We start from the raw sequence: 18,222 nt of genomic DNA on the forward strand, positions 1-18,222 counted from the left end.
CAGTGAAGCCTGAACAGAAGCGGCGCATGCGCTCGTGCCTGTCGCTGGTGACCCTTGGCCTCATGCTTCTGGGGTGCAGTACTTCGGCGACAGCACCGTCAGAAGGCGTGCCGACACGGTCGCTCGGTCCTTCCGCGGCCGCCGATTTGCCGTTGGATGAGCCCCCACCAACCCGGCACACGACCGCGGTCGTTCCTGACGAAGCAAACAGCATCTACTTCGCCGGACGTGCCACCCGCATCGATGCCACGGGACAAGGCAAGTTGCGGCTGCATGCGGCACGCTTGAAGGAGAATCCGGAGCAGGTCGTTTCCCTGGCTGTCTACACCTACGGCCAGGGCAGTGACTCCTACAATCTGGCGTTGGCGGACCAGCGTCTCGACGCCGTCGCCAAGCTCCTGCGCAACCTCGGCGTTCCCAGGAAGCAGATTCATCCGCTGCGTCGCTATGGCGTTGGGCCAGAGGGGTCCAGGCCCACCTGCAGGATGGCGGATTGCCGCCGGATCGGGCGCGTCGAGTTGATCTACGCCAATCGGTAGAGCCGCCCACGTCGGAGGCGACCAATTTCCGTGTAGGGTAAGCCCAGGGCGTGCGCGGTCTGCCTTGCCCGCTCGGCGGGACTGGCGAGCATCCTCGCTTTGCTCAATCGGTGCGCCATAAGCCACTCGGCCATGTGCTCCGCCTGCTTCCTGCCCCGGGCAGCGAGTCGACACTTGCTGTCAGCGATGCCCCCCTTTCCCCCGGCCGCGTCCGCGTGCCGCCAAGGGATCAGGTCCATCGCCACTCCGTCCTTTACCCTATTTTCCTCAGTTGACGCTCGCCAAACCTGCCGAGACCGTGGTGTGATGCGGGTTTCAGCCGAGACAGGGGGATCACCCAATGGGTGAAGAGCGCTTCGAGCAAAGAGCGGTGGTGGTGGCGGTTCAGAACGCGCTGAGCGCGCCGGAGGCGATCGTGGCAGAGGCCTTGCGGGTGACCACACCGGGGGGCCGCTTTCAGGTTCGCTGGGACGAGGGTGGCAGCGCCACGGCGCTGGGGCAGCTCGCGTTCTTCGCGGAGTTCCTGGAGTTCTCGGGTTTGTTCGAGCGTTGGCTGGAAGGCTGCCCGATGGCCTACACGAGCCCGAATGCGCCGTCTGTGCGCAATGTCCTGGGCACTTGGCTGCTGTCGATTCTGGATGGACAACGCCGGTATGCGCATGTGACGGGACTGCGCAGCGATGGCGTGGCGCCGGAGATCCTCGGTATGAGCGCGATCATCAGCGATGAGAGTCTGCGGCGAGCGCTCGCGCACTTGGCCCCGGCACCGAAGCGCTGTTCCGAAGCGGAGCGTCTGGAGCGAGAAGCTCGTTTGGCGCGGACTGGCGCCTGGATGGAAATGGCGTTGAGCGAGAGCATTCGAGAAGCCTTGTGGACGCAGTGGATTCTCGACATCGACACGACGGTGAAGGTGCTTTATGGTCATCAGGCCGGGGCGGAGATCGGTTACAACCCCGTGAAGCCCGGTCGGCCAAGCCATGTCGTACACACGTACTGGATCTCCGGGATGCGTCTGGTACTCGATGCCGAAGTCCAGAATGGCAAGGCCATCGCAGGGTGCCACGGCTTGCCGCGACTGCTCGAAATTCTCGGCCGCCTACCGCCCGAGTCGCGTCCGCGCCTGGTACGCGGCGACATCGGCTTCGGGGTCGAGCGGATCATGAAGGAACTGGAAGCGATCGATCAACCCTACCTCTTCAAGCTACGGCAAAGCGCGGGAGTGGTTCGCTTGATCGAGCGTCTTTGGAAGAACGGTGACTGGCGGGATGTCGGAGCTGGCGAGCAAGCCGTGGAGGCCAACCTCCAGCTGATGGGTTGGACCTGCGCCCGACGGGTGGTGGTGGTCCGGCGCGCCCGCCAGAAGCCGGAGACGACCGTCAAAGCGCGCGCGCGAAAAGCCGGCAAGGGCCAGCACAGACTCCCGTTCGGCAACAGCGAGGAACTCGCGAAGAACTGGGAGTACGCCGTTCTGGTGACCCACAGCGAGTACGATCTCGCGGCGCTCGGACAGTTGTATCGTGATCGGGCCGACTGCGAGAACGGCTTTGACGAGCTGACCAACCAGTGGGGATGGGGTGGCTATACGACGCAGGATCTCGAGCGCTGCAACCTGTCGGCCCGAGCCGTCGCTCTGATTTACAACTGGTGGAGCTGGTACGTTCGCCTCGCCCATCCGAAGACTCGTCGGGAAGCCATCACCTCCCGTCCGCTACTCCTCGCCGGCGTCGCACGCCTCACTCAGCATGCCGGGCAATCCCGTCTCCTGATCACGCTGACCCATGCCGCCGGCGACCAGATCAAAGCCATGATCGCCAGTGCCCGCAGGGCTTTCGAGACGATCAAGACAAATGCGCCACAGTTGACCAAACCAGACCGCTGGACCGCTTTGGTACGTTACATCATCGAAAAAATCCTGGCCGCCAGGCCGCGCAAAGAGGCGCTTCTTGCGTTGCCAACCCAGCTCTTACCGCTTCCCGACAGCGGCTAACAGAGGAAAATAGGTTTACTGATCAGACGGCAGACAGTAGCCCGTGTTGAAGCGCGACAACGGCAGGTGCAGGAACATGCGGGCAGTGTTGAACTCCGGTTTCCAGGCCAGGTCGGCGCACACCCACGCGCCGGCGCGCAGGTAGCCCTTGATCCAGGGTGGCATCAGCACCCGTGCGCCATTGACCAGCCGTTCGTACGGCAAACGATCGGCGAGAGGACGCGACAGGCACCGACAATTTCTTGCGATGTGCCTGCCCGGACAACGAGATACTCGCAGTAGTGGTCGAAGTGGAAGCGCTGCTGGAATCGCCCCTGGGGCAGGCACTGGTGGCCTGACTGATGCAGCCACGCAGCCTCGTCAGCGACGGCGTTCGGGGTGGCACGATCCCCGTCCAGAGTGCGGGAGGACGGCTGGGCAACCCCGCGTCCTGCCCGCTGCTTGACGCATGGGTCGGGTCACTGCACCGTTGTTCGCCTGCGGGTGCCGAAGCCGGTGGATGCCACCGATGATGGAAGGCGTCGACCTCGTCGCTGCACCGGCGGTCGCTGCCATCGACGCCAAGGATCAGCGTACGCGCCCTGCCTTGGACAAGCACCAGCGCGCGGCCAGTGCAGCCGCGGTTGTTGATCTCCAGTGCCAACAGGGCGTCGATCCGGACGACGTGGAAGCGCTCGCTACCGTACCGCTCGGCAGGGAGCGCAATCAGCTCGGCCGCCCGCCTAGCGCGCTAGGCTAGTAGACCGCCTGCCAGCCGCCATCCGTCGCGCGCACGACGACCATTCGCGGCGGGAAGGCGGCAAACAGCGCCAAGCCGGCGCAGGCGCGGGCGTCCTCGCCCTTGATCCTCTCGAACTTCGCCGGATCGGCCGGACGGAAGAGGTCGCCGTTGGTCCGGCGCAGTACCACCTCGGCGTTGCCGGTGAGCGTCACCTCGAGCTGGTCGGCAGCCGGTGCGTCGATGCGCACGCCTGCCGACCAGGCCTTGTCGAGACACTTCATCTTCCGGATTTCGTCGACCCGGATCTGCGGGTTGCCCTGCAGCGCCGCGTAGATGCCGTCAAAGTTCGGTTTGAAGCTGTCGGCGCGCGCCTTGACCAGCTTCGCGAGTTCCTGCCGGTCGGCGTCACTGAGCGAGTTCACCGCTGCGGCACGATGCCAGGGATGTTCGCTGGCGAATGGCGCATCGAACTGGCGCTCGATCCGCAGCCTGCCGGTGGCCGCCTTTTCCTCGACGCCTTCGCCGCTCTGGTTGGTCGACCTGAACTGTCCGCCGCTGCGCTCTTCGGTCACCTGGTCGTTGACCTCGGCCCAGCGCAACTGCGCGCGGTAGCTGGCCTGCGCATCGGCTGGCTCGAAGTCGATGCGCAGCGTATTGCGGCCCTTGCGCACCGCCGGTCCGGCGGAAGCCACGGGCAGCCACACCGCGGGGGCGATCTCGCGCGCCTCGAAGAGCACCGGTACGGTGCCCTTGCGCACCTCCTGCTCGGCGAAAAAGATGTTGTTGATGTACAGCCGCGCCTTGCCGGCGACGGTCGTCACCTGCTCGTTCTTCTGCGGGTCGCCGACGAAGGGGGTGAACTTGAACTCGACGTTGATCACCGCCGCCGAGGCCAGCGAGCTGCCGAGGCAGACGAGAACCGCCAGGATCGCCTTGCGCATGGATCGTCCTTTCGTGAAAGGGGGGCGAGTCGGCCGGAGATGCCGCCGCCGCCAACAGTATAGCGACGACTGCCGGGAACCGGGGGCGCAGGTAGCCGAGGTCGGCGGCACGTCGACCGCTGCGGCTTGCGGGCGCGGGTCGTGCGTGCCGTTGACCGGTCGCCACGGTACAGCGACCGTTGTTCATCCGCCTGCGGGCGGCGCGGCGTTCAGCGTAGAATCCTGCCTTCGCCGCCACCGCCTTCTGTTCGCCTGCCGTGTCTTTCCCCTCGTTCTTCGCTGCCGACAGCGCGACCGTGCTGCTGCTGCCGCTGGCAGCGGTCGCCGGTGCGGTGCTCGACCGTCTCTTCGGCGAACCACGCCGCGGGCACCCGCTGGTCGCCTTCGGCACGCTGGCGAACGCCTGCGAGCGGGTGCTGAACGCGGGCCGTGGACGTCGCCTGCGTGGTCTGCTGGCGTGGACGCTGCTCGTCGTGCCGTTTGTCGGTCTGGCGCTGTGGGCGATTCCCGGCGGGTTGCCGGGCGCGATCGTCGACGCGCTGCTGCTCTACCTGGCGCTCGGCGCCCGCAGCCTCGACGAGCATGCACGACGCGTCGCCGACGATCTGGCGGCGGGCGATCTGGCGGCGGCGCGCGAGCATGTCGGCTGGATGGTGTCGCGCCAGACGGCGGAACTCGATGCCGACGCGGTCGCCAGCGCCTGCGTCGAATCGACGCTCGAGAACGGCAACGATGCCATCTTCGGCGCGCTGTTCTGGTTCGCGCTGCTCGGTGGTGCCGGCGCCATCCTGTTTCGTCTCGGCAACACGCTCGATGCGATGTGGGGGTACCGCAACCAGCGTTTCGCCGCCTTCGGCTGGGCCGCGGCACGCATCGACGACCTGCTGAACCTCGTTCCCGCGCGCCTGACGGCGCTCTCCTACGCGCTCGTCGGCGATACGCGCAGCGCCCTGCGCTGCTGGTGGCGGCAGGGTGCGCAGTGGAAGAGCCCGAACGCCGGGCCGGTGATGGCCGCCGGCGCCGGCAGCCTCGGTCTCGCGCTCGGCGGCGCGGCGACCTACGACGGCCAGCGGCAGCAGCGGCCGCCGCTTGGCGAGGGCCGGCCGGCGACACCTGCCGACATCGCGCGGGCTTTGACCCTGGTCCGGCGCAGCCTGCTGCTGTGGCTCGCGCTGTTCCTGTTCGGCGGCTGGCTGCGGTTCTGATCTGTCGACATCAGGGCCAGCGGCAGTCGCGGATGAACGGGTCGCCGCGCCGCCCGCAGGGCGCCGTGCTGCCGGCCAGCGGCCGCGGCGTGCCGTCGTCGTCGATGTCGGCAGTCACCGTGTCCCAGGCCAGCAGGCCACTGCCGTCGAGCGTCAGGCGCAACATCCAGCCGCTCCGCGCAGCCGCGAAGTCGAAACCGTCGAAGACGAAGTTGCCGAGGCTGTAGACGATCAGCCGATCGCGGTAGTACTCGACCCCCTGCGTGACGTGCGCGTGGCCGCCGACGACCACGTCGGCACCGGCATCGATCATCAGCCGCGCCAGCCGTCGCTGCCGCGCACTGGCCTGCGCTTCGCGTTCCCAGCCCCAGTGCATGAAGGGGATGACCAGATCGGCACCGGCTGCGCGCGCCGCGCGGATGTCGGCGACGACATGGCTGTCCTCGCTCCAGGCGATTCCCGGCCAGTCGGCACCGGCCTCGAAGGAACGTGGCTTGAATTCGTTGTAGGCAAGGACGGCGACGCGCAGGCCACGGCGTTCGATCCACAGCGGCCGGTGCGCCTGCGCGAGGTCGCGACCGCCACCGATGGCGGCGATCCCCTGCGCCGCCAGGAGATCCAGGGTTTCGACGAAGGCCTCGCGGCCGTAGTCGCCGGAATGGTTGTTGGCGACGGCGAGCGCGTCGAAGCGTCCAGCCAGAACCGGCAGCACGCGCGGGTGGGCGCGGAAGGTGGCGATCTTGTTCGCCAGCGGCGTGCCGCTGGTGGCGATCGGGCACTCGAGGTTGCCGATGCGGTAGTCGGCGTCAAGCAGCAGCGTGGCAAAGGGTGCCAGCGGATCGCCGCCGGCGGCGACCAGCCGGCCGGGTCCGTCGTCGAGCATGATGTCGCCGACGAACAGCAGGCGCAGCGGTTCGCCGGCGAGGGCAGGGCCGAGAGCGCAGCAGAACGCGAGGAGCAGCCAGCGCAGGTGGCGCCTGCCGCTCATGGTGTGCGCCCGGCTGCCGGCGACAGCTCGCACCAGTACTGCAGTTCGCCGTCCCGCACCGGCTCGTACACGCTGTTCAGGCCGGTGAATCCGTAGCCCGGGCGCGCGGGCGCCGGCGGCGGGTAGGGATGGCTGAGCTGCTGGATCGGCGCTGCGCCGCCGTCGCGGTCGGCGAAGACATAGACCTTGATCGTGGCGAGATCGGCAGGTTCCTTCTGCCAGACCATGCGGAAGAGGAAGTAGGAGCCGATCGCCTGCACCGGCACGGTGTAGGGTGAGGCGACCGGCCCGGTCCGCAGGCTGCGCGTCTCGCCACCGTAGCTGACGTGACAGACCAGCGTCTCGGCGTGGCAGGCGCCGGCGAGCTGCAGGGCAGCGGCGATGAAGCAGGCAGCGCAAAGGCGTCGGCCGGCAACTGCGGCGAGGTGATGCGGCATGGGCGTCGGGAAGGAGCAGTCGACAGGGAACGGCTGCCAGTATCGCGGCCGCCGCCGCCGCGGTCAATGCGCGTCAATGCGCTGCCATCGCTTCCGGCGCTGCGCCTGCTCTGCTATATTGCCTGCCGCCGGCAGCGCGTCGTTCGCGGCGGCGGATGAGTGCAGGGGGGCGGGGGAGCAGCGCGATGAGCCAGGCGGAAAGCGTTCGGGACGTACTGCGGCGCGTGCTCGCCAGCCAGCGCTACGCGGTCCTGGCGACCGACAGCGCGGGCCAGCCCTATACCAGCCTGATGGCCTTTGCCGCCAGCGACGACCTGCGCGAGTTCACCCTGATCACCGAACGGGGCACGCACAAATACGCCAACCTGCGTGCCAATCCGCGCGTCGCGCTGTTCATCGACAACCGCGAGAACGTCGGCACGGATACCCGTGACGCGGTGGCGGTGACCGCTCTCGGCGAGGCGCAGGAGGTCGATGGTGAAGAAGGGGCACGCCTGCGTCGTGGCTACGTTGCCCGGCATCCGTACCTCGAGTCCTTTGCCGGTTCCGCCTCGTCTGCCGTGCTGCGTGTCAGGCTGAAGTCCTGTCTCGTCGTCCGCCGCTTCGAGGAGGTTCTGGAGTGGCGTCCCGATGACTGACGGCAACCGCCGGCCGCCGCCGGCGGCACCCGCCCGAGTGCCGGCGTCGCCGGCACCCGCGGGAGGGTGCCGATGAGCGCCGTACGCGCGCCGCTCCTCGTCGTCTTCGACTGCGATGGCGTGCTCGTCGATAGCGAGCCGATCGCCAGTCGCGTCCTCGCCGAAGCACTCAGCGAGATCGGTTTTCCGCTGACGGCGCAGCAGGCGATCGATCGCTACACGGGCATCAGCCTCGGCGCCGTCCTCGCGCGGGTCGAGGCCGAGTGGGGACGGCAGCTGCCGGCCGGTTTTGCCGCTCGCCTCGGCGAACGCGACCAGGCAGCCTTCGCCGCCGAACTGCAGCCGGTCAGCGGGGCGGCTGCGATGCTCGCCAGCCTCGGGTTGCCGCGCTGCGTCGCATCGTCGGGAACGATTGCGAAGATCCGCGGCAACCTCTCGCTCACCGGCCTGCTGCCGTATCTCGAGCCGCATCTGTTCAGCGCGACGATGGTCGCGCGGGGCAAGCCGGCACCCGACCTGTTCCTGCATGCGGCGGCGATGATGGCGGTGCCGCCGGCCGAGTGCGTCGTCATCGAGGACAGTATCGCCGGCGTCCAGGCGGCACGCGCTGCCGGCATGCGCGTCTTCGGCTTTTACGGTGGCGGCCATGCCCGCCCGGAGTCAGCTGCGGCGCTGCAGGCGGCCGGTGCGACCCGTGTCTTCGACCGCCTGCGCGACCTCCCCGGCCTGCTTGGCAGGCAGGCCCCAGCGGGGGGCTGAGCGAGTCGCGCCACTGGCGCCGGGTGGTCGGGTCAGGGGCTCTCGCCGCCGGGCCCCGCGGCGCGACTTTCGGCCGCAGCTTCGCGCCGCTGCCGCCCGCGTCTCAGCCTTGCCGCCGGATCCAGGCGGCAATCGCCTCCGCTGCCGCCTGCCAGTGTGCGTCGAGCATCAGCGTGTGGCCGGCGCGCGGAATCACGGCCGTCTCGGCCCGCCAGCGGGCAGCGGTGAAGCCGAGGATCGCGGGCGGAAACACCGCGTCCGCCTCGCCGCCGACGACGAGGACCGGCAATGCCGGCAACCGGCGGCCGAAGCGCATCGCCAGCAGGCTCAGATCGAGCAGCGCGCGGCGTGACTCGTCCTGGAACAGCGGCGCGAAGCGCAGCAGGTCGTCGGTGCTCGTCTCGGCGGAGTAATAGACCTCGCGCAGCGTGCGCAGGCTCTCGGTCGCGTACTCGCCGCGCGTGCTGCGTGCCTGCTGGTCGAAGAAGGCGGGTCGGGTGAGGGCGATCTTCATCGTTGCACCGAGGATGCCGCCCGGCGGCACCGGCGCCATCAGCACCGCAGCCGGTGCCGCCGCGCGTTCGAGGTGGCGCTCGACGACGACGCAGCCCATCGAGTGGCCGATCAGCACGGGCTGCCGCGCGAGTCCGCGCACCACCTGCGCGAGATCGTCGGCGTAGTCGTCGATGCCGAAGCCGTGCAGGTTCTCGCGGCCTTCGCTGTGGCCATGGCCGGCGAGGTCGAGGGCATGGCACGCGAAGCCCTGGCGGCTGAACCAGGGAAGGAAATACTCGTCCCAGCAGGCGGCCGTGGCGTAGCCGCCGTGGACGAAGAGCAGGGGCGGCAGGTCGTTGCGGCCGGCGGCCGGCCGCTGCAGGGTATGGATGCGTCGCAGCTTCATGGTCGACGGAAGATGGGTGTCGGAGTGGTCGCCGGGTTTGCGTCGCCGTCTCGGGAAAACGTGCCGACGCCGCCGGCAGGAGTATCGCAGGCTCGGCCGGCGTGGGGCAAGACCGACGGACCCGATCGCGGCCGCGGACGGATGGTGCGCTCGTCGCTCCCCGCAACGGCGGGCCCACCTGCGCGCCGCGATCGGTGTCCGGATGGGCGGCGCCATAGCCCGCTGCCGGCGGACAGGCACTGGCGATGCCGCTTCTACGGTAGAATCGGCGTCGCCCGGCAGGAAACGAGGTGCCGGTCCGGGCGACACAGTCCCAACGGTTGAGCGAGTCTGGAGAAAGCGATGCCACAGCAACCATTCGATCTGAATGACATCATCCACGAACCCTCCGACGAACAACTCGACGACCTGATGGAAGCCGTCGCCGCAGCGGCCCGCCGGCACGCCGATGCCGCACGGGCGCAACTGCTGCTCCGCCTGCGGGCCGAGATCTCGGCCATCAATCCCCCCTTCCGCCGCGAGGCATGACCGCCGGGGCGAGACCCCGTTTGATCGTCGTCGCCGGCCCGAATGGCTCGGGCAAGACCTCGATCACGCAGCAACTCCTGATGCACGAGTGGATGGGCGGCTGCGTCTACGTCAATCCCGATTTCATCGCGCGCGACGAATTCGGCGACTGGAACTCGCCGGCGGCGGTCGTCCAGGCGGCGCAGCGGGCGACCGAGATTCGCGAACAGTGTCTCGAGCGGGGCGTCAGCCTGGCTTTCGAAACGGTCCTCTCGGCAGCGGACAAGCTCGACTACCTTCGCCGTGCCCGCGACGCCGGCTTCTTCATCCGCCTTTTCTTCGTCGGCACCGACGACCCGTCGATCAACGCCAAGCGGGTTGCCATGCGCGTCATGGAGGGCGGGCACGATGTGCCGATCCCGAAGATCATCGCCCGCTACACCCGATCGCTCGCCTACTGCTATTTCGTCGCCTGGCTGGCCGACCGCACCTACCTCTACGACAATTCGATCGACAACGCCCGCGCCCGGCTGCTGTTCCGCGCCTCGGAGGGCCGCATCGTCAAGACCTATGGCGAAATCAACCCGTGGGCGCGGGAGATCGCGCAAAGGCTCCTGCCAGCGGTTTCGGACGACCTGTCGGCTGCGCCCGCCGGCATCACCCCTCCGGCCTGAGCGAGTCGCGCGGCGCCCCGGGCGACTGCGGGAACTGGCGCGCGTGCGTCGATTTGCCACATTCCTGCCGCCGGCGGCGCTGCCTAGAATGCCGCCTGTCAGCAATCAGCGGGAGAGGACGTCATGGAGTCTGGCCGGAAAGCCGCTGCGCGGGCCGTTGCCGCTCGGCTGCCGGCAAGTGTGCCGCCGATGAAGCCGGTTCCGGACGTGGCAGCGGCGGCGGATCACATGTGCCGTGGACGCTCGCGGACGAGCGGCGGCAACGGCCGCGGCGTCTCCTTCGCCTGCGGCCAGAGGATCCATTCCGGCGGCGGTCGTGGTGGCGCCTGGCGGGTGCTGAGCGGATCCGTTCGCCTCGACCGCGAGGAACCGACCGGCGAGCAGAGCTTTGCCGGTCTTGCCGTCAAGGGGGACATCATCGGCGCCGAATCGCTGCTCTTCGACCGCTACAGCTTCAGCGCCACCGCGCTCGCCGAATGCGTCCTCGCGCCCTGGCCGGAGGCACGTTCCGCAGCTGCCGGCGAGTCGCTCTCGCGAACGCTCGCCAGGGCCGAGCAGCGGGCGGCGGAAGTCATCGCCCTGCGTTGCGGCCAGGCTGCCGAGCGCGTGCGCCGTCTCGTACTGCTGCTCGCCCAGGCGCCCGAAGATGCCGCCGCCGCTCAGGGTGACTTGCAGGTCGTCCTGCCTTCGCGCCAGGACATGGCGGAGATAACGGCGCTGACGCTCGAGACCGTCTCGCGCATGGTCAGCCAGTTGCGCCAGACGGGGATGCTGGCGCCGCAGCGCTTCGGCCGCCACCGCTCGCATCGCCGCTTCAGCGTCCGCAGCCCGGCGGACGAGCCCTGCTGAGTGCCGTCCCGCTTCAGATGCGCTCGGCGCGCACCTTGGTTGCCGTGCGCGCGTCGGCTTCGATCACCGTATAGCGGTAAGTCTGTTCGACCACCGTATCGCCGACCTGCGGGATGCGCCGCAGGCGGTTGATCAGGAAGCCGGCGATGGTATGCGCGTCGCCGACCGGCAGGCCGAGCTTGAGCGAATCGTTGAGTTCGGAGATCGGTGCGCGGCCGCTGATCAGGTGCGCATCGTCGCTGATCGCCTCGATGCTGATGCGGCGGGTCTTCATGCCGTCGAAGTCGAAGCCCGAATCGACCGGGCCGACGACCTCCTCGAAGATGTCTTCCATCGTCAGGATGCCGATTGCCGAACCGAACTCATCGACGACGACCGCCATGTGGTCACTGCGCGAGCGCAGCAGCGGCAGGACCTGGTCGAGGCTCTGCCGCGGCGAGAGATAGAGCGCCGGCTTGACGAAGTCGCTCACTGGCCGCTGCTCGATGTCCGGCAGCAACAGGTCCCAGGTGCTCAGCGTCATGACGCCGGTGACGTTGGTGATGTTGCCGCGGAACACCGGCAGGCGGTTGAAGCCGGAAGACCAGACGCGGCGCACCGCTTCCGCCATCTCGCGCGTCTCGTTGAAGCCGATGACCTCGGCCAGCGGCGTCATCACCTCGCCGACGGTGGTGTCGGCGAAGCGGAAGATACGCCGGATGCGCTGCTTGCTGGTCGCGGCACTGTCGGAGGCGGTCTCGGAGAGGTCGATCAGCACCCGCAGTTCGTCCTTGCTGATGAAACCGCTCGACGCCGAACTGGCGCCACCGAAGAGGCGGGCGGCGAAACGGGCGACGCGGCTGAAGACGAAGATCACCGGGTAGAAGACGTAGGAGAAGAAGCGCAGGCCGTAGATGATGCGGGTGACGATCGTGTCCGCCTTCTGCTGGAAGATGCTCTTCGGCACGATCTCGCCGAAGATCAGCAGGAAGGGCGTGAACACGAGGACCGAGACGAGGTCTCCGGCGTCGCCGAAGAGCCGGACGAAGATCAGCGTGCCAAGGGTGGTGATGGTCACCGTCGCGATGTTGGTGCCGACCAGCGTCGTGCCGAGCATGACGTCGGGCGTGCGGAACAGGTTGAGAACCAGCTTGGCTCCCTGATTGCCCATCCGCGCCTCGTGGCGCAGGTGGATCTTGTCCGAATTCACCATCGCCAGCTCGGAGCCCGAGAAGAAGCCCTTGAGCAGTAGGAAGACCAGGATCACGAGCAGTTGCAGAATCAGGTCCATCGTCTTCTCCCTTCCTAAGCCGCGGCCCGCGGCGCGTCTTTCGGCGCCGCTCTGCCCGTGCCCTCGCCGGCGCCCTCGCCGGTGGTCGCTGCGCCGGCCGGCGGCTGTCCCTCCTCCGGCTCCGCTTCTTCGGGCGGCGTCTCGTGCAGCAGATCCGCCTCCTCGTACTCCTCCTGCGCCTGCTGTTGCTGATCCTCGACCGAAACGTCGGGCAGCGGCGCGGCGATGCTTTCGACTTCCTCCGGCTCCTCCGGCGTTTCCTCGGGCTCGTCGGGTGTGCGGCCACGCGTCACGCGCAGCTTGGTGATGCGCATGCCGACCACCTCGCGCACGGTGATCTCGTAGTCGGCGTAGAACACCTTCTCGCCGACCCGCGGCAGGCGCCCGAAAAGGACCAGCGTGACGCCGCCGATGGTGTTCATCAGCGGGTCGTCGATGTCGAAGTTGGTCAGCGTGCGCAGATCGGCCAGCCGCATGTAGCCAGGGACCGTATAGCTGTCGTTGTCTTCCTCCTGGAAGTGCTCCTGGCCGCGCAGCTTGCCCGAGATCTCGCCGAAGATGAAACTGAGCACGTCCTTCATCGTGACGATGCCGAGCACCTCGCCGTACTCGCCGATGACCACCGCGGCGCGCGTGTTGAAGCGCTGGAAGTACTCGAGCATTTCGTCGACCTTCTTCGTCGGCGGAACGAAGTGCGCCGGCCGCAGGATCTCTCGCAGCTCGATCCGCGCAGAGCCGCCGCTGCGCACGCGGCGCAGCAGATCCTCGGCCTGCAGGAAGCCGATGACGTTGTCCCAATGGCCGCGGTAGACGGGAACGCGCGGGTGGCGGTAGCTGCGGAAGCGCTCGATCAGTTCGTCGACCGGCAGGTCGCCGTCGAGGAAGCGGATGCGCGGCCCGGGCGTCATGATGCGCGCGACGTCGGTTTCCGCCGCCTCGAGCACCTTGTCGATCAGCACCCGTTCCGATGCCTGGATGACGCCGGTTTCCTCGCTGTCGGCCATCAGCGTACGCAGTTCGTCGGCCTTCAGGATGTTCTCGCGGCTGACGTGCTCGCCGACGACGAAGGTCGTGACGCGGTCGGCGACGAGCCGCACGACGTTGCGCAGCGGCGTGACGATGAAGATCCATTTCGGCAGGAAGCGCGCCGAGAGCAGCGTGGCGAACTTCACCGGGAAGTTCACCGCGATCGTCTTCGGCGTCACTTCGCCGAAGAGCAGCAGCAGCGGCACCATGACGACGACGTTGATCCAGCCGGCGTCGGCTTCGCCGAAGGCGCTGATCAGGATCATCGTCATGTTCGCCGCCGCGGCGATGTTCACCAGTTCGTTGCGGCAGAGCAGCGAGACGATCAGGCGGCGCGGCTCGTCGAGCATCGCGTGGATGCTTTCGGAATGAGGATTGCGCGAATTCCGCAGTTTCTGCAGATCGATCCGGCTGAGCGAGAAGAGGGCGGTTTCCGATCCCGAGAAAAAGGCCGACATCGAGAACAGGCAGCACTGCACCAGGATGCGGATCAGCAGTTCCCAGTCCACCGAAGCCAGGCTGCCCAGGACGCCGGACATGCTCAATCCTTCCATCCACCTCCCCCCTTCAGGAAATCGCGTTGATGTTCGCGGACCTCGCTGCCCACTGCGGATCGTATCCGACGTTGCTGCGGGCATCTCGCCGCTCGCCCGCGGGCGCCGCACGCAGCCGTGAAGGATAGGCGCATTGCCTCGCCGAAACAAGCACTTTCGGCCGCTTTCTGCTGTTTCTCCGCGGCCTTTCCGCTGCTGCCCGCTGGCCAGGAAAGCCTTGATGCGCGCGGAATTTATTGTATCTTTGTCGGCTGAGCCTGCGGCTTCCGCCAGGAATCGGCAATTTGCGCACCCGATCCCGTGTGTGGCAGGGCGCCGGTACGGTTGTCCGGGCGCTTTCGCCGTGGTGACCGCCAGCCTGGGCAGGTGGTCGCGGGCGCGTGGTCGAACAAATCCTTTCCGAGGAGTACCAGCAGATGGCTGAAAACAGGCAAGGTGAATCCCGGGCTGCAGGCCACGGGCGCGGGCCAATTCTCGTCGCGGTAGATTTCTCGGCGCATTCGGAGGCGGCCCTGCTGCTTGCCAGCGACCTCGCCGACGGTCTCGGTGTGCGCCTGGTGGTGCTGCACGTCGTCCACGACCCGCTGAACATGCCGGGTTACTACGCGCGCATGGCGCGCAAGAAGACGCTGACGCGCATGGAGGACATCGCCGGCGAGATGCTCGACGCCTTCCTCGCCGAAGCCAGGAAGAAGCACCCGCAGCGGCAGGCGCTGCAGAAGCCCGAAGTGCTGCTGGTCAAGGGCATTCCGGTGACGCGCATCCTGCAGGTCGCGCAGAAGCAGAAGGCGGGCCTGCTCGTCCTCGGCAGCAAGGGAATGACCGGGCTGCGTCACCTGCTGCTCGGTTCGGTGGCCGAGCAGGTCGTCAGCCTGGCGCGGCTGCCGGTCACCATCGTCAAGGATCTGGCCAAGGATTGATCTGCAACGACAGGAGGAGACACAAGAATGAATCTCGAACAGTTCCACCGCCGGCAGCCGGTCGTGTTGCCGCTCGCGGTCTGTGTTTTCGCGCTGCTGTCGGCGCTGCTCGCGCGCTCGGCGCTGGCGGCGGAAGCCGCTGGCAGCGACCCCGACTGGCTGATGATGACCGTCGAGCTCCTCGGCGGCCTGGCGATCTTCCTCTTCGGCATGATGCAGATGGAGGATGGACTGAAGGCGGTTGCCGGCGAGCGGATGAAGGCGATCCTCGCCAAACTGACCGTCAATCGTTTCATGGGAGTCGGCACCGGCGCGCTGGTCACCGCAGTCATCCAGTCGTCGTCGGTGACCACGGTGCTCGTCGTCGGCTTCATTTCCGCCGGGCTGATGTCGCTGTCGCAGTCGGTCGGCGTCATCATGGGTGCCAACATCGGCACGACGATCACCGCCCAGATCGTCGCCTTCAAGATCACCAAGGCGGCGCTGGGGATGATCGCCATCGGCTTCGCGATGCTGTTCATCGCCAGGAACGACAAGATCAAGCACTACGGAACGATGCTGATGGGCCTCGGCATGGTCTTCTTCGGCATGCACGTGATGAGCGAGGCGATGCATCCCTTGCGCAGCTACGAGCCGTTCCTCAACCTGATGAAGACGATGGACAACCCGATCGTCGGCGTGCTGATCGCCACGGTGTTCACCGCCATCATCCAGTCGTCGTCGGCCTCGACCGGCATCGTCATCGTCATGGCGAGCCAGGGCTTCATCAGCCTGCAGGCGGGCATCGCGCTGGCTTTCGGCGCCAACATCGGCACCTGTGCGACGGCGCTGCTGGCGGTGATCGGCAAACCGCGCGAAGCCGTCCGCGCCGCCATCGTCCACCTGCTGTTCAACGTCTGCGGAGTGCTGATCTGGCTGCCGTTCATCGGCTTCATCGCCGCTTTCGTCACCAGCATTTCGCCCTCGTATCCGGATCTCGACGGCGCCGCGCGGCTGGCGGCCGAAACGCCGCGCCAGATCGCCAACGCGCACACCTTCTTCAACGTCGCCAACACGCTGATCTTCATCTGGTTCACGCCGCAGATCGCGCGCCTGGTCGAGTGGCTGGTGCCCGACAAGGCGCTCGAGGAGGAAGCGCTGATCGTGCGCACGAAGTTCCTGCAGGATGAACTGCTGAGCACGCCGTCGCTGGCGCTCGACCAGGTGCGGATGGAAGTGATGCACATGGGCGAGACGGTCAACCGGATGCTGCAACGGATCATGCCGGCGATCATCAAGGGCGACCGCGAGGCGCTCGAGGAGATCCGGAAGATGGACGACACCGTCGACATCCTGCACGCCGGGATCATCGACTACCTCGGCCGCATCAGCAAGCAGCAACTGAACGACGAGCAGACGCGCGAGTTGCTGCAGTTGATGGAGGCGGTGAGCAACCTCGAGAACATCGGCGACATCGTCGAGACCAATCTGGTGGTACTCGGCTACGACCGCATCAGGGACCAGATTCAGATCAGCGAGGCGACGCAGGGGGTGCTGAACGGCTTCCAGCAGGCGATCACGCGCGCGGTGACGGCTGCCGTGCAGGCGGTGGCGCAACGCAACCAGCGGGCGGCGCAGGTGGTCACCGGCATGAAGGAGGAGATCAACCAGATCGCCGATTCGGCGGCGCTGCACGAGGCGCGCCGCCTCGTCGCCGAGGAACCGAACCGGATTCCGGCGTACACGATGGAGATCGACCTGATCGAGAAGCAGAAGCGGATCTATTACTTCGCCAAGCGGATGGCGCGGACGGTGCTGCCGGCGGCGATCCTGCAGCGCGAGTAGGCGGCGGGTGGCCGACAGCGGGGGCGCGATGCGCCGGCGCTACGTGGGCGACGGACTGTCGTCGCCTTCGCGGCTGCCGGCTGCGCTCGCCGACGGGCGCCTGATGCGCACCTCGTGGATGCGGCGCCGTGAGGCACGCTCGATCTTCACCTCCAGCCCCTCGATCTGGAAGCTCTCGCCGGGGGCCGGAATCCGTTCCAGGCTGCGGATGATCCAGAGGTTCACCGAGTCGTAGGGTTTGCCGGCGAAGTCCTGCTCGAAATGCGCTTCCATGATGCGCAGTTCGGTCGTCCCGTCGACGACCAGTTCGCTGCCGTCCGGCTGCATCAGCAGGACCTGCTCGCCCGGCGGTGCTTCCTGGTCGTCGTAGATCTCGCCGACGAGCTCCTCCAGGATGTCCTCGAGCGTGAAGATGCCGAGCAGACCGCCGAACTCGTTTACGACGACGATCAACTGGTCCTTGTTCGCCCGCAGCACGTCGAGCAGCCGGTCGACCGGCTGGTTCGGCGGCACGAATATCGGTTCGCTGCCCGTTTCGGCGAGCGTCCTGTCGAGGTTGCCCCGCGCGACTTCCCGGAGGATCTCGGGCAGCGTCACGACGCGGCTGATTTCTTCCGGATTGCCGGCGAAGAGCGGAATCCGGTAGTGCGACTGGCCGGCGATCTCGGCCAGCGCATCGCCGATCGTCCGTTGGCCGTCGAGCGAGAAGATCTGGTGGCGGTGAACCATGATGTCGCCGGCACGCAGCGTGCTGAAGTCGAAGATGCGGCGAATCATCTGGTGCTCGCCGGCCTCGATCGATCCCTCCTGCGTGCCGTGCTCCGCCATCGCGATCAGTTCGCTTTCGGTTACCGTCGGATCCTTCGGCGGGCTGGTCAGGCTGTGCATCCAGCGAATGAAGCCCTCGATCGTCCACACCAGCGGCAGCATCAGCCTGCCGAGCAGTTCGAGTGGGCCGGCTGCCAGTAGAGCGATGGCGATCGCGTAGCGCGAGCCGAAGGTCTTCGGCGTGATCTCGCCGAACATCAGCAGCAACAGGGTGATCGCGCCGACCGCGAGACCGGGACCGAGATGCCCGAAGTATTCGGTCGCGACGACCGTTCCGAGGGTCGCGGCGGCGGTGTTCACCAGGTTGTTGCCGATCAGGATGATCACCAGCGTGCGGTTGAGATTCCCCTTCATCCGGTGCAGCGCCTTCGCGCCAAAGCGCCGTTCGGCCAGCAGCGCCTCGACACGCGCTCGTGAGAGCGAGGTGATCGCCGTCTCGGAGCCGGAAAAGAAGGCCGAGAAAGCCAGCAGGATGAAGAGCAGGAAGCCTTCGAGCATCTGGGGACCGTTTGCAGGCGGCGGCCTGGCCGGGTGGAATGGGGGACGAATCGCCTATTTACACGAGAACCTGCCTCCGGACAACAAGCGCTCGCCGTTGCCAGCCCTGACGCATGACCCTGCCGAATCGGTCCCGTTTGCCGGGAGCCCCGTTTT

The 18,222-nt window shown here is 67.4% G+C and carries 20 protein-coding genes; 11 read left to right on the forward strand and 9 right to left on the reverse strand.

Features of this window, described 5'->3' with window-relative positions; genetic code table 11:
• The first annotated feature begins 152 nt into the window (after positions 1–152).
• Positions 153–539 carry an OmpA family protein gene (locus tag NFW30_RS19875; protein WP_295352887.1) on the forward strand — a complete coding sequence of 129 codons (387 nt, stop codon included), beginning with the start codon at positions 153–155 and terminating at the stop codon, positions 537–539.
• Here the strand turns inward: NFW30_RS19875 and NFW30_RS20160 are convergent.
• A complete protein-coding gene (locus NFW30_RS20160) occupies positions 524–778 on the reverse strand; it encodes a histidine phosphatase family protein (protein WP_363322134.1) in 255 nt (84 codons plus the stop codon). The genes NFW30_RS19875 and NFW30_RS20160 overlap by 16 nt on opposite strands.
• 101 nt (positions 779–879) lie before the next feature.
• Between NFW30_RS20160 and NFW30_RS19880 the strand changes: the two genes are divergently transcribed.
• Complete coding sequence (locus NFW30_RS19880; RefSeq protein WP_295372558.1) at positions 880–2,526, forward strand: transposase; 1,647 nt, start codon at positions 880–882, stop codon at positions 2,524–2,526.
• A gap of 15 nt (positions 2,527–2,541) precedes the next feature.
• Here NFW30_RS19880 and NFW30_RS19885 read toward each other — a convergent pair whose 3' ends face one another.
• Positions 2,542–2,730 (reverse strand): hypothetical protein, encoded by a 189-nt coding sequence (locus NFW30_RS19885; protein ID WP_295355259.1) that lies wholly within the window; start codon positions 2,728–2,730, stop codon positions 2,542–2,544.
• A gap of 304 nt (positions 2,731–3,034) precedes the next feature.
• Between NFW30_RS19885 and NFW30_RS19890 the strand changes: the two genes are divergently transcribed.
• On the forward strand, positions 3,035–3,265 hold the full coding sequence (locus NFW30_RS19890) for a hypothetical protein (protein ID WP_295355261.1): 231 nt from the start codon (positions 3,035–3,037) through the stop codon (positions 3,263–3,265).
• On the opposite strand, the gene NFW30_RS19895 is transcribed toward NFW30_RS19890, so the two are convergent.
• Entirely contained in the window at positions 3,262–4,188 is a 927-nt protein-coding gene (locus NFW30_RS19895) for a hypothetical protein (RefSeq protein WP_295355263.1), read from the reverse strand. The two genes, NFW30_RS19890 and NFW30_RS19895, sit on opposite strands and share 4 nt — an antisense overlap.
• Before the next feature lie 257 nt (positions 4,189–4,445).
• On the opposite strand from NFW30_RS19895, the gene cbiB reads away from it, so the two are divergent.
• The gene (gene cbiB, locus NFW30_RS19900) at positions 4,446–5,393 is read left to right on the forward strand and encodes an adenosylcobinamide-phosphate synthase CbiB (RefSeq protein WP_295355265.1); all 948 of its coding nucleotides are present in this window, start codon (positions 4,446–4,448) and stop codon (positions 5,391–5,393) included.
• Positions 5,394–5,403: 10 nt separating this feature from the next.
• Here the strand turns inward: cbiB and NFW30_RS19905 are convergent, their stop codons facing one another.
• Both NFW30_RS19905 and NFW30_RS19910 read right to left on the reverse strand, forming a co-directional pair.
• Positions 5,404–6,381 (reverse strand): CapA family protein, encoded by a 978-nt coding sequence (locus NFW30_RS19905; RefSeq protein WP_295355267.1) that lies wholly within the window; start codon positions 6,379–6,381, stop codon positions 5,404–5,406.
• Positions 6,378–6,818 carry a hypothetical protein gene (locus tag NFW30_RS19910; protein ID WP_295355268.1) on the reverse strand — a complete coding sequence of 147 codons (441 nt, stop codon included), beginning with the start codon at positions 6,816–6,818 and terminating at the stop codon, positions 6,378–6,380. The genes NFW30_RS19905 and NFW30_RS19910 overlap by 4 nt, the downstream gene beginning before the upstream one ends.
• Before the next feature lie 185 nt (positions 6,819–7,003).
• Here NFW30_RS19910 and NFW30_RS19915 point away from each other — a divergent pair, with 185 nt between their 5' ends.
• Complete coding sequence (locus NFW30_RS19915; RefSeq protein WP_295355269.1) at positions 7,004–7,456, forward strand: pyridoxamine 5'-phosphate oxidase family protein; 453 nt, start codon at positions 7,004–7,006, stop codon at positions 7,454–7,456.
• A gap of 72 nt (positions 7,457–7,528) precedes the next feature.
• Positions 7,529–8,215 carry an HAD family hydrolase gene (locus tag NFW30_RS19920; RefSeq protein ID WP_295355271.1) on the forward strand — a complete coding sequence of 229 codons (687 nt, stop codon included), beginning with the start codon at positions 7,529–7,531 and terminating at the stop codon, positions 8,213–8,215.
• Between the two features lie 103 nt (positions 8,216–8,318).
• On the opposite strand, the gene NFW30_RS19925 is transcribed toward NFW30_RS19920, so the two are convergent.
• Entirely contained in the window at positions 8,319–9,116 is a 798-nt protein-coding gene (locus NFW30_RS19925; protein WP_295355273.1) for an alpha/beta fold hydrolase, read from the reverse strand.
• 342 nt (positions 9,117–9,458) lie between these two features.
• Here NFW30_RS19925 and NFW30_RS19930 point away from each other — a divergent pair, with 342 nt between their 5' ends.
• The 3 genes from NFW30_RS19930 (at position 9,459) to NFW30_RS19940 (ending at position 11,146) form a co-directional block, all read left to right on the forward strand.
• Complete coding sequence (locus NFW30_RS19930) at positions 9,459–9,644, forward strand: hypothetical protein (protein ID WP_295355275.1); 186 nt, start codon at positions 9,459–9,461, stop codon at positions 9,642–9,644.
• The gene (locus NFW30_RS19935; RefSeq protein WP_295355277.1) at positions 9,641–10,297 is read left to right on the forward strand and encodes a zeta toxin family protein; all 657 of its coding nucleotides are present in this window, start codon (positions 9,641–9,643) and stop codon (positions 10,295–10,297) included. The genes NFW30_RS19930 and NFW30_RS19935 overlap by 4 nt, the downstream gene beginning before the upstream one ends.
• 189 nt (positions 10,298–10,486) lie before the next feature.
• Positions 10,487–11,146, forward strand: coding sequence for a Crp/Fnr family transcriptional regulator (locus NFW30_RS19940; RefSeq protein ID WP_295355279.1), 660 nt, complete (start codon positions 10,487–10,489; stop codon positions 11,144–11,146).
• A gap of 13 nt (positions 11,147–11,159) precedes the next feature.
• Here the strand turns inward: NFW30_RS19940 and NFW30_RS19945 are convergent, their stop codons facing one another.
• Together NFW30_RS19945 and NFW30_RS19950 are read right to left on the reverse strand one after the other, a co-directional pair.
• Complete coding sequence (locus NFW30_RS19945) at positions 11,160–12,416, reverse strand: hemolysin family protein (RefSeq protein ID WP_295355284.1); 1,257 nt, start codon at positions 12,414–12,416, stop codon at positions 11,160–11,162.
• A gap of 14 nt (positions 12,417–12,430) precedes the next feature.
• Positions 12,431–13,981 carry a hemolysin family protein gene (locus NFW30_RS19950; protein WP_295355286.1) on the reverse strand — a complete coding sequence of 517 codons (1,551 nt, stop codon included), beginning with the start codon at positions 13,979–13,981 and terminating at the stop codon, positions 12,431–12,433.
• 431 nt (positions 13,982–14,412) lie between these two features.
• Between NFW30_RS19950 and NFW30_RS19955 the strand changes: the two genes are divergently transcribed.
• A complete protein-coding gene (locus NFW30_RS19955; protein WP_295355287.1) occupies positions 14,413–14,916 on the forward strand; it encodes a universal stress protein in 504 nt (167 codons plus the stop codon).
• Between the two features lie 27 nt (positions 14,917–14,943).
• Positions 14,944–16,740 carry a Na/Pi cotransporter family protein gene (locus NFW30_RS19960; RefSeq protein WP_295355289.1) on the forward strand — a complete coding sequence of 599 codons (1,797 nt, stop codon included), beginning with the start codon at positions 14,944–14,946 and terminating at the stop codon, positions 16,738–16,740.
• 39 nt (positions 16,741–16,779) lie between these two features.
• On the opposite strand, the gene NFW30_RS19965 is transcribed toward NFW30_RS19960, so the two are convergent.
• Positions 16,780–18,066, reverse strand: coding sequence for a hemolysin family protein (locus NFW30_RS19965; protein ID WP_295355290.1), 1,287 nt, complete (start codon positions 18,064–18,066; stop codon positions 16,780–16,782).
• Positions 18,067–18,222: the final 156 nt, after the last annotated feature.

Origin of the sequence: Accumulibacter sp. (assembly GCF_023806635.1) — a bacterium.
In the GTDB taxonomy this organism is placed as follows: domain Bacteria; phylum Pseudomonadota; class Gammaproteobacteria; order Burkholderiales; family Rhodocyclaceae; genus Accumulibacter.

Bases quoted from the DNA above. Each gene is read 5' to 3' on its own strand.
- NFW30_RS19965 (WP_295355290.1), bottom strand. From the start codon at position 18,066: ATGCTCGAAGGCTTCCTGCTCTTCATCCTGCTGGCTTTCTCGGCCTTC.
- NFW30_RS19895 (WP_295355263.1), bottom strand. From the start codon at position 4,188: ATGCGCAAGGCGATCCTGGCGGTTCTCGTCTGCCTCGGCAGCTCGCTG.
- NFW30_RS20160 (WP_363322134.1), bottom strand. From the start codon at position 778: ATGGACCTGATCCCTTGGCGGCACGCGGACGCGGCCGGGGGAAAGGGG.
- NFW30_RS19930 (WP_295355275.1), top strand. From the start codon at position 9,459: ATGCCACAGCAACCATTCGATCTGAATGACATCATCCACGAACCCTCC.
- NFW30_RS19920 (WP_295355271.1), top strand. From the start codon at position 7,529: ATGAGCGCCGTACGCGCGCCGCTCCTCGTCGTCTTCGACTGCGATGGC.
- NFW30_RS19945 (WP_295355284.1), bottom strand. From the start codon at position 12,416: ATGGACCTGATTCTGCAACTGCTCGTGATCCTGGTCTTCCTACTGCTC.
- NFW30_RS19955 (WP_295355287.1), top strand. From the start codon at position 14,413: ATGGCTGAAAACAGGCAAGGTGAATCCCGGGCTGCAGGCCACGGGCGC.
- NFW30_RS19940 (WP_295355279.1), top strand. From the start codon at position 10,487: ATGAAGCCGGTTCCGGACGTGGCAGCGGCGGCGGATCACATGTGCCGT.
- NFW30_RS19935 (WP_295355277.1), top strand. From the start codon at position 9,641: ATGACCGCCGGGGCGAGACCCCGTTTGATCGTCGTCGCCGGCCCGAAT.
- NFW30_RS19880 (WP_295372558.1), top strand. From the start codon at position 880: ATGGGTGAAGAGCGCTTCGAGCAAAGAGCGGTGGTGGTGGCGGTTCAG.
- NFW30_RS19890 (WP_295355261.1), top strand. From the start codon at position 3,035: ATGATGGAAGGCGTCGACCTCGTCGCTGCACCGGCGGTCGCTGCCATC.
- NFW30_RS19925 (WP_295355273.1), bottom strand. From the start codon at position 9,116: ATGAAGCTGCGACGCATCCATACCCTGCAGCGGCCGGCCGCCGGCCGC.
- NFW30_RS19950 (WP_295355286.1), bottom strand. From the start codon at position 13,981: ATGTCCGGCGTCCTGGGCAGCCTGGCTTCGGTGGACTGGGAACTGCTG.
- NFW30_RS19915 (WP_295355269.1), top strand. From the start codon at position 7,004: ATGAGCCAGGCGGAAAGCGTTCGGGACGTACTGCGGCGCGTGCTCGCC.
- NFW30_RS19910 (WP_295355268.1), bottom strand. From the start codon at position 6,818: ATGCCGCATCACCTCGCCGCAGTTGCCGGCCGACGCCTTTGCGCTGCC.
- NFW30_RS19960 (WP_295355289.1), top strand. From the start codon at position 14,944: ATGAATCTCGAACAGTTCCACCGCCGGCAGCCGGTCGTGTTGCCGCTC.
- NFW30_RS19905 (WP_295355267.1), bottom strand. From the start codon at position 6,381: ATGAGCGGCAGGCGCCACCTGCGCTGGCTGCTCCTCGCGTTCTGCTGC.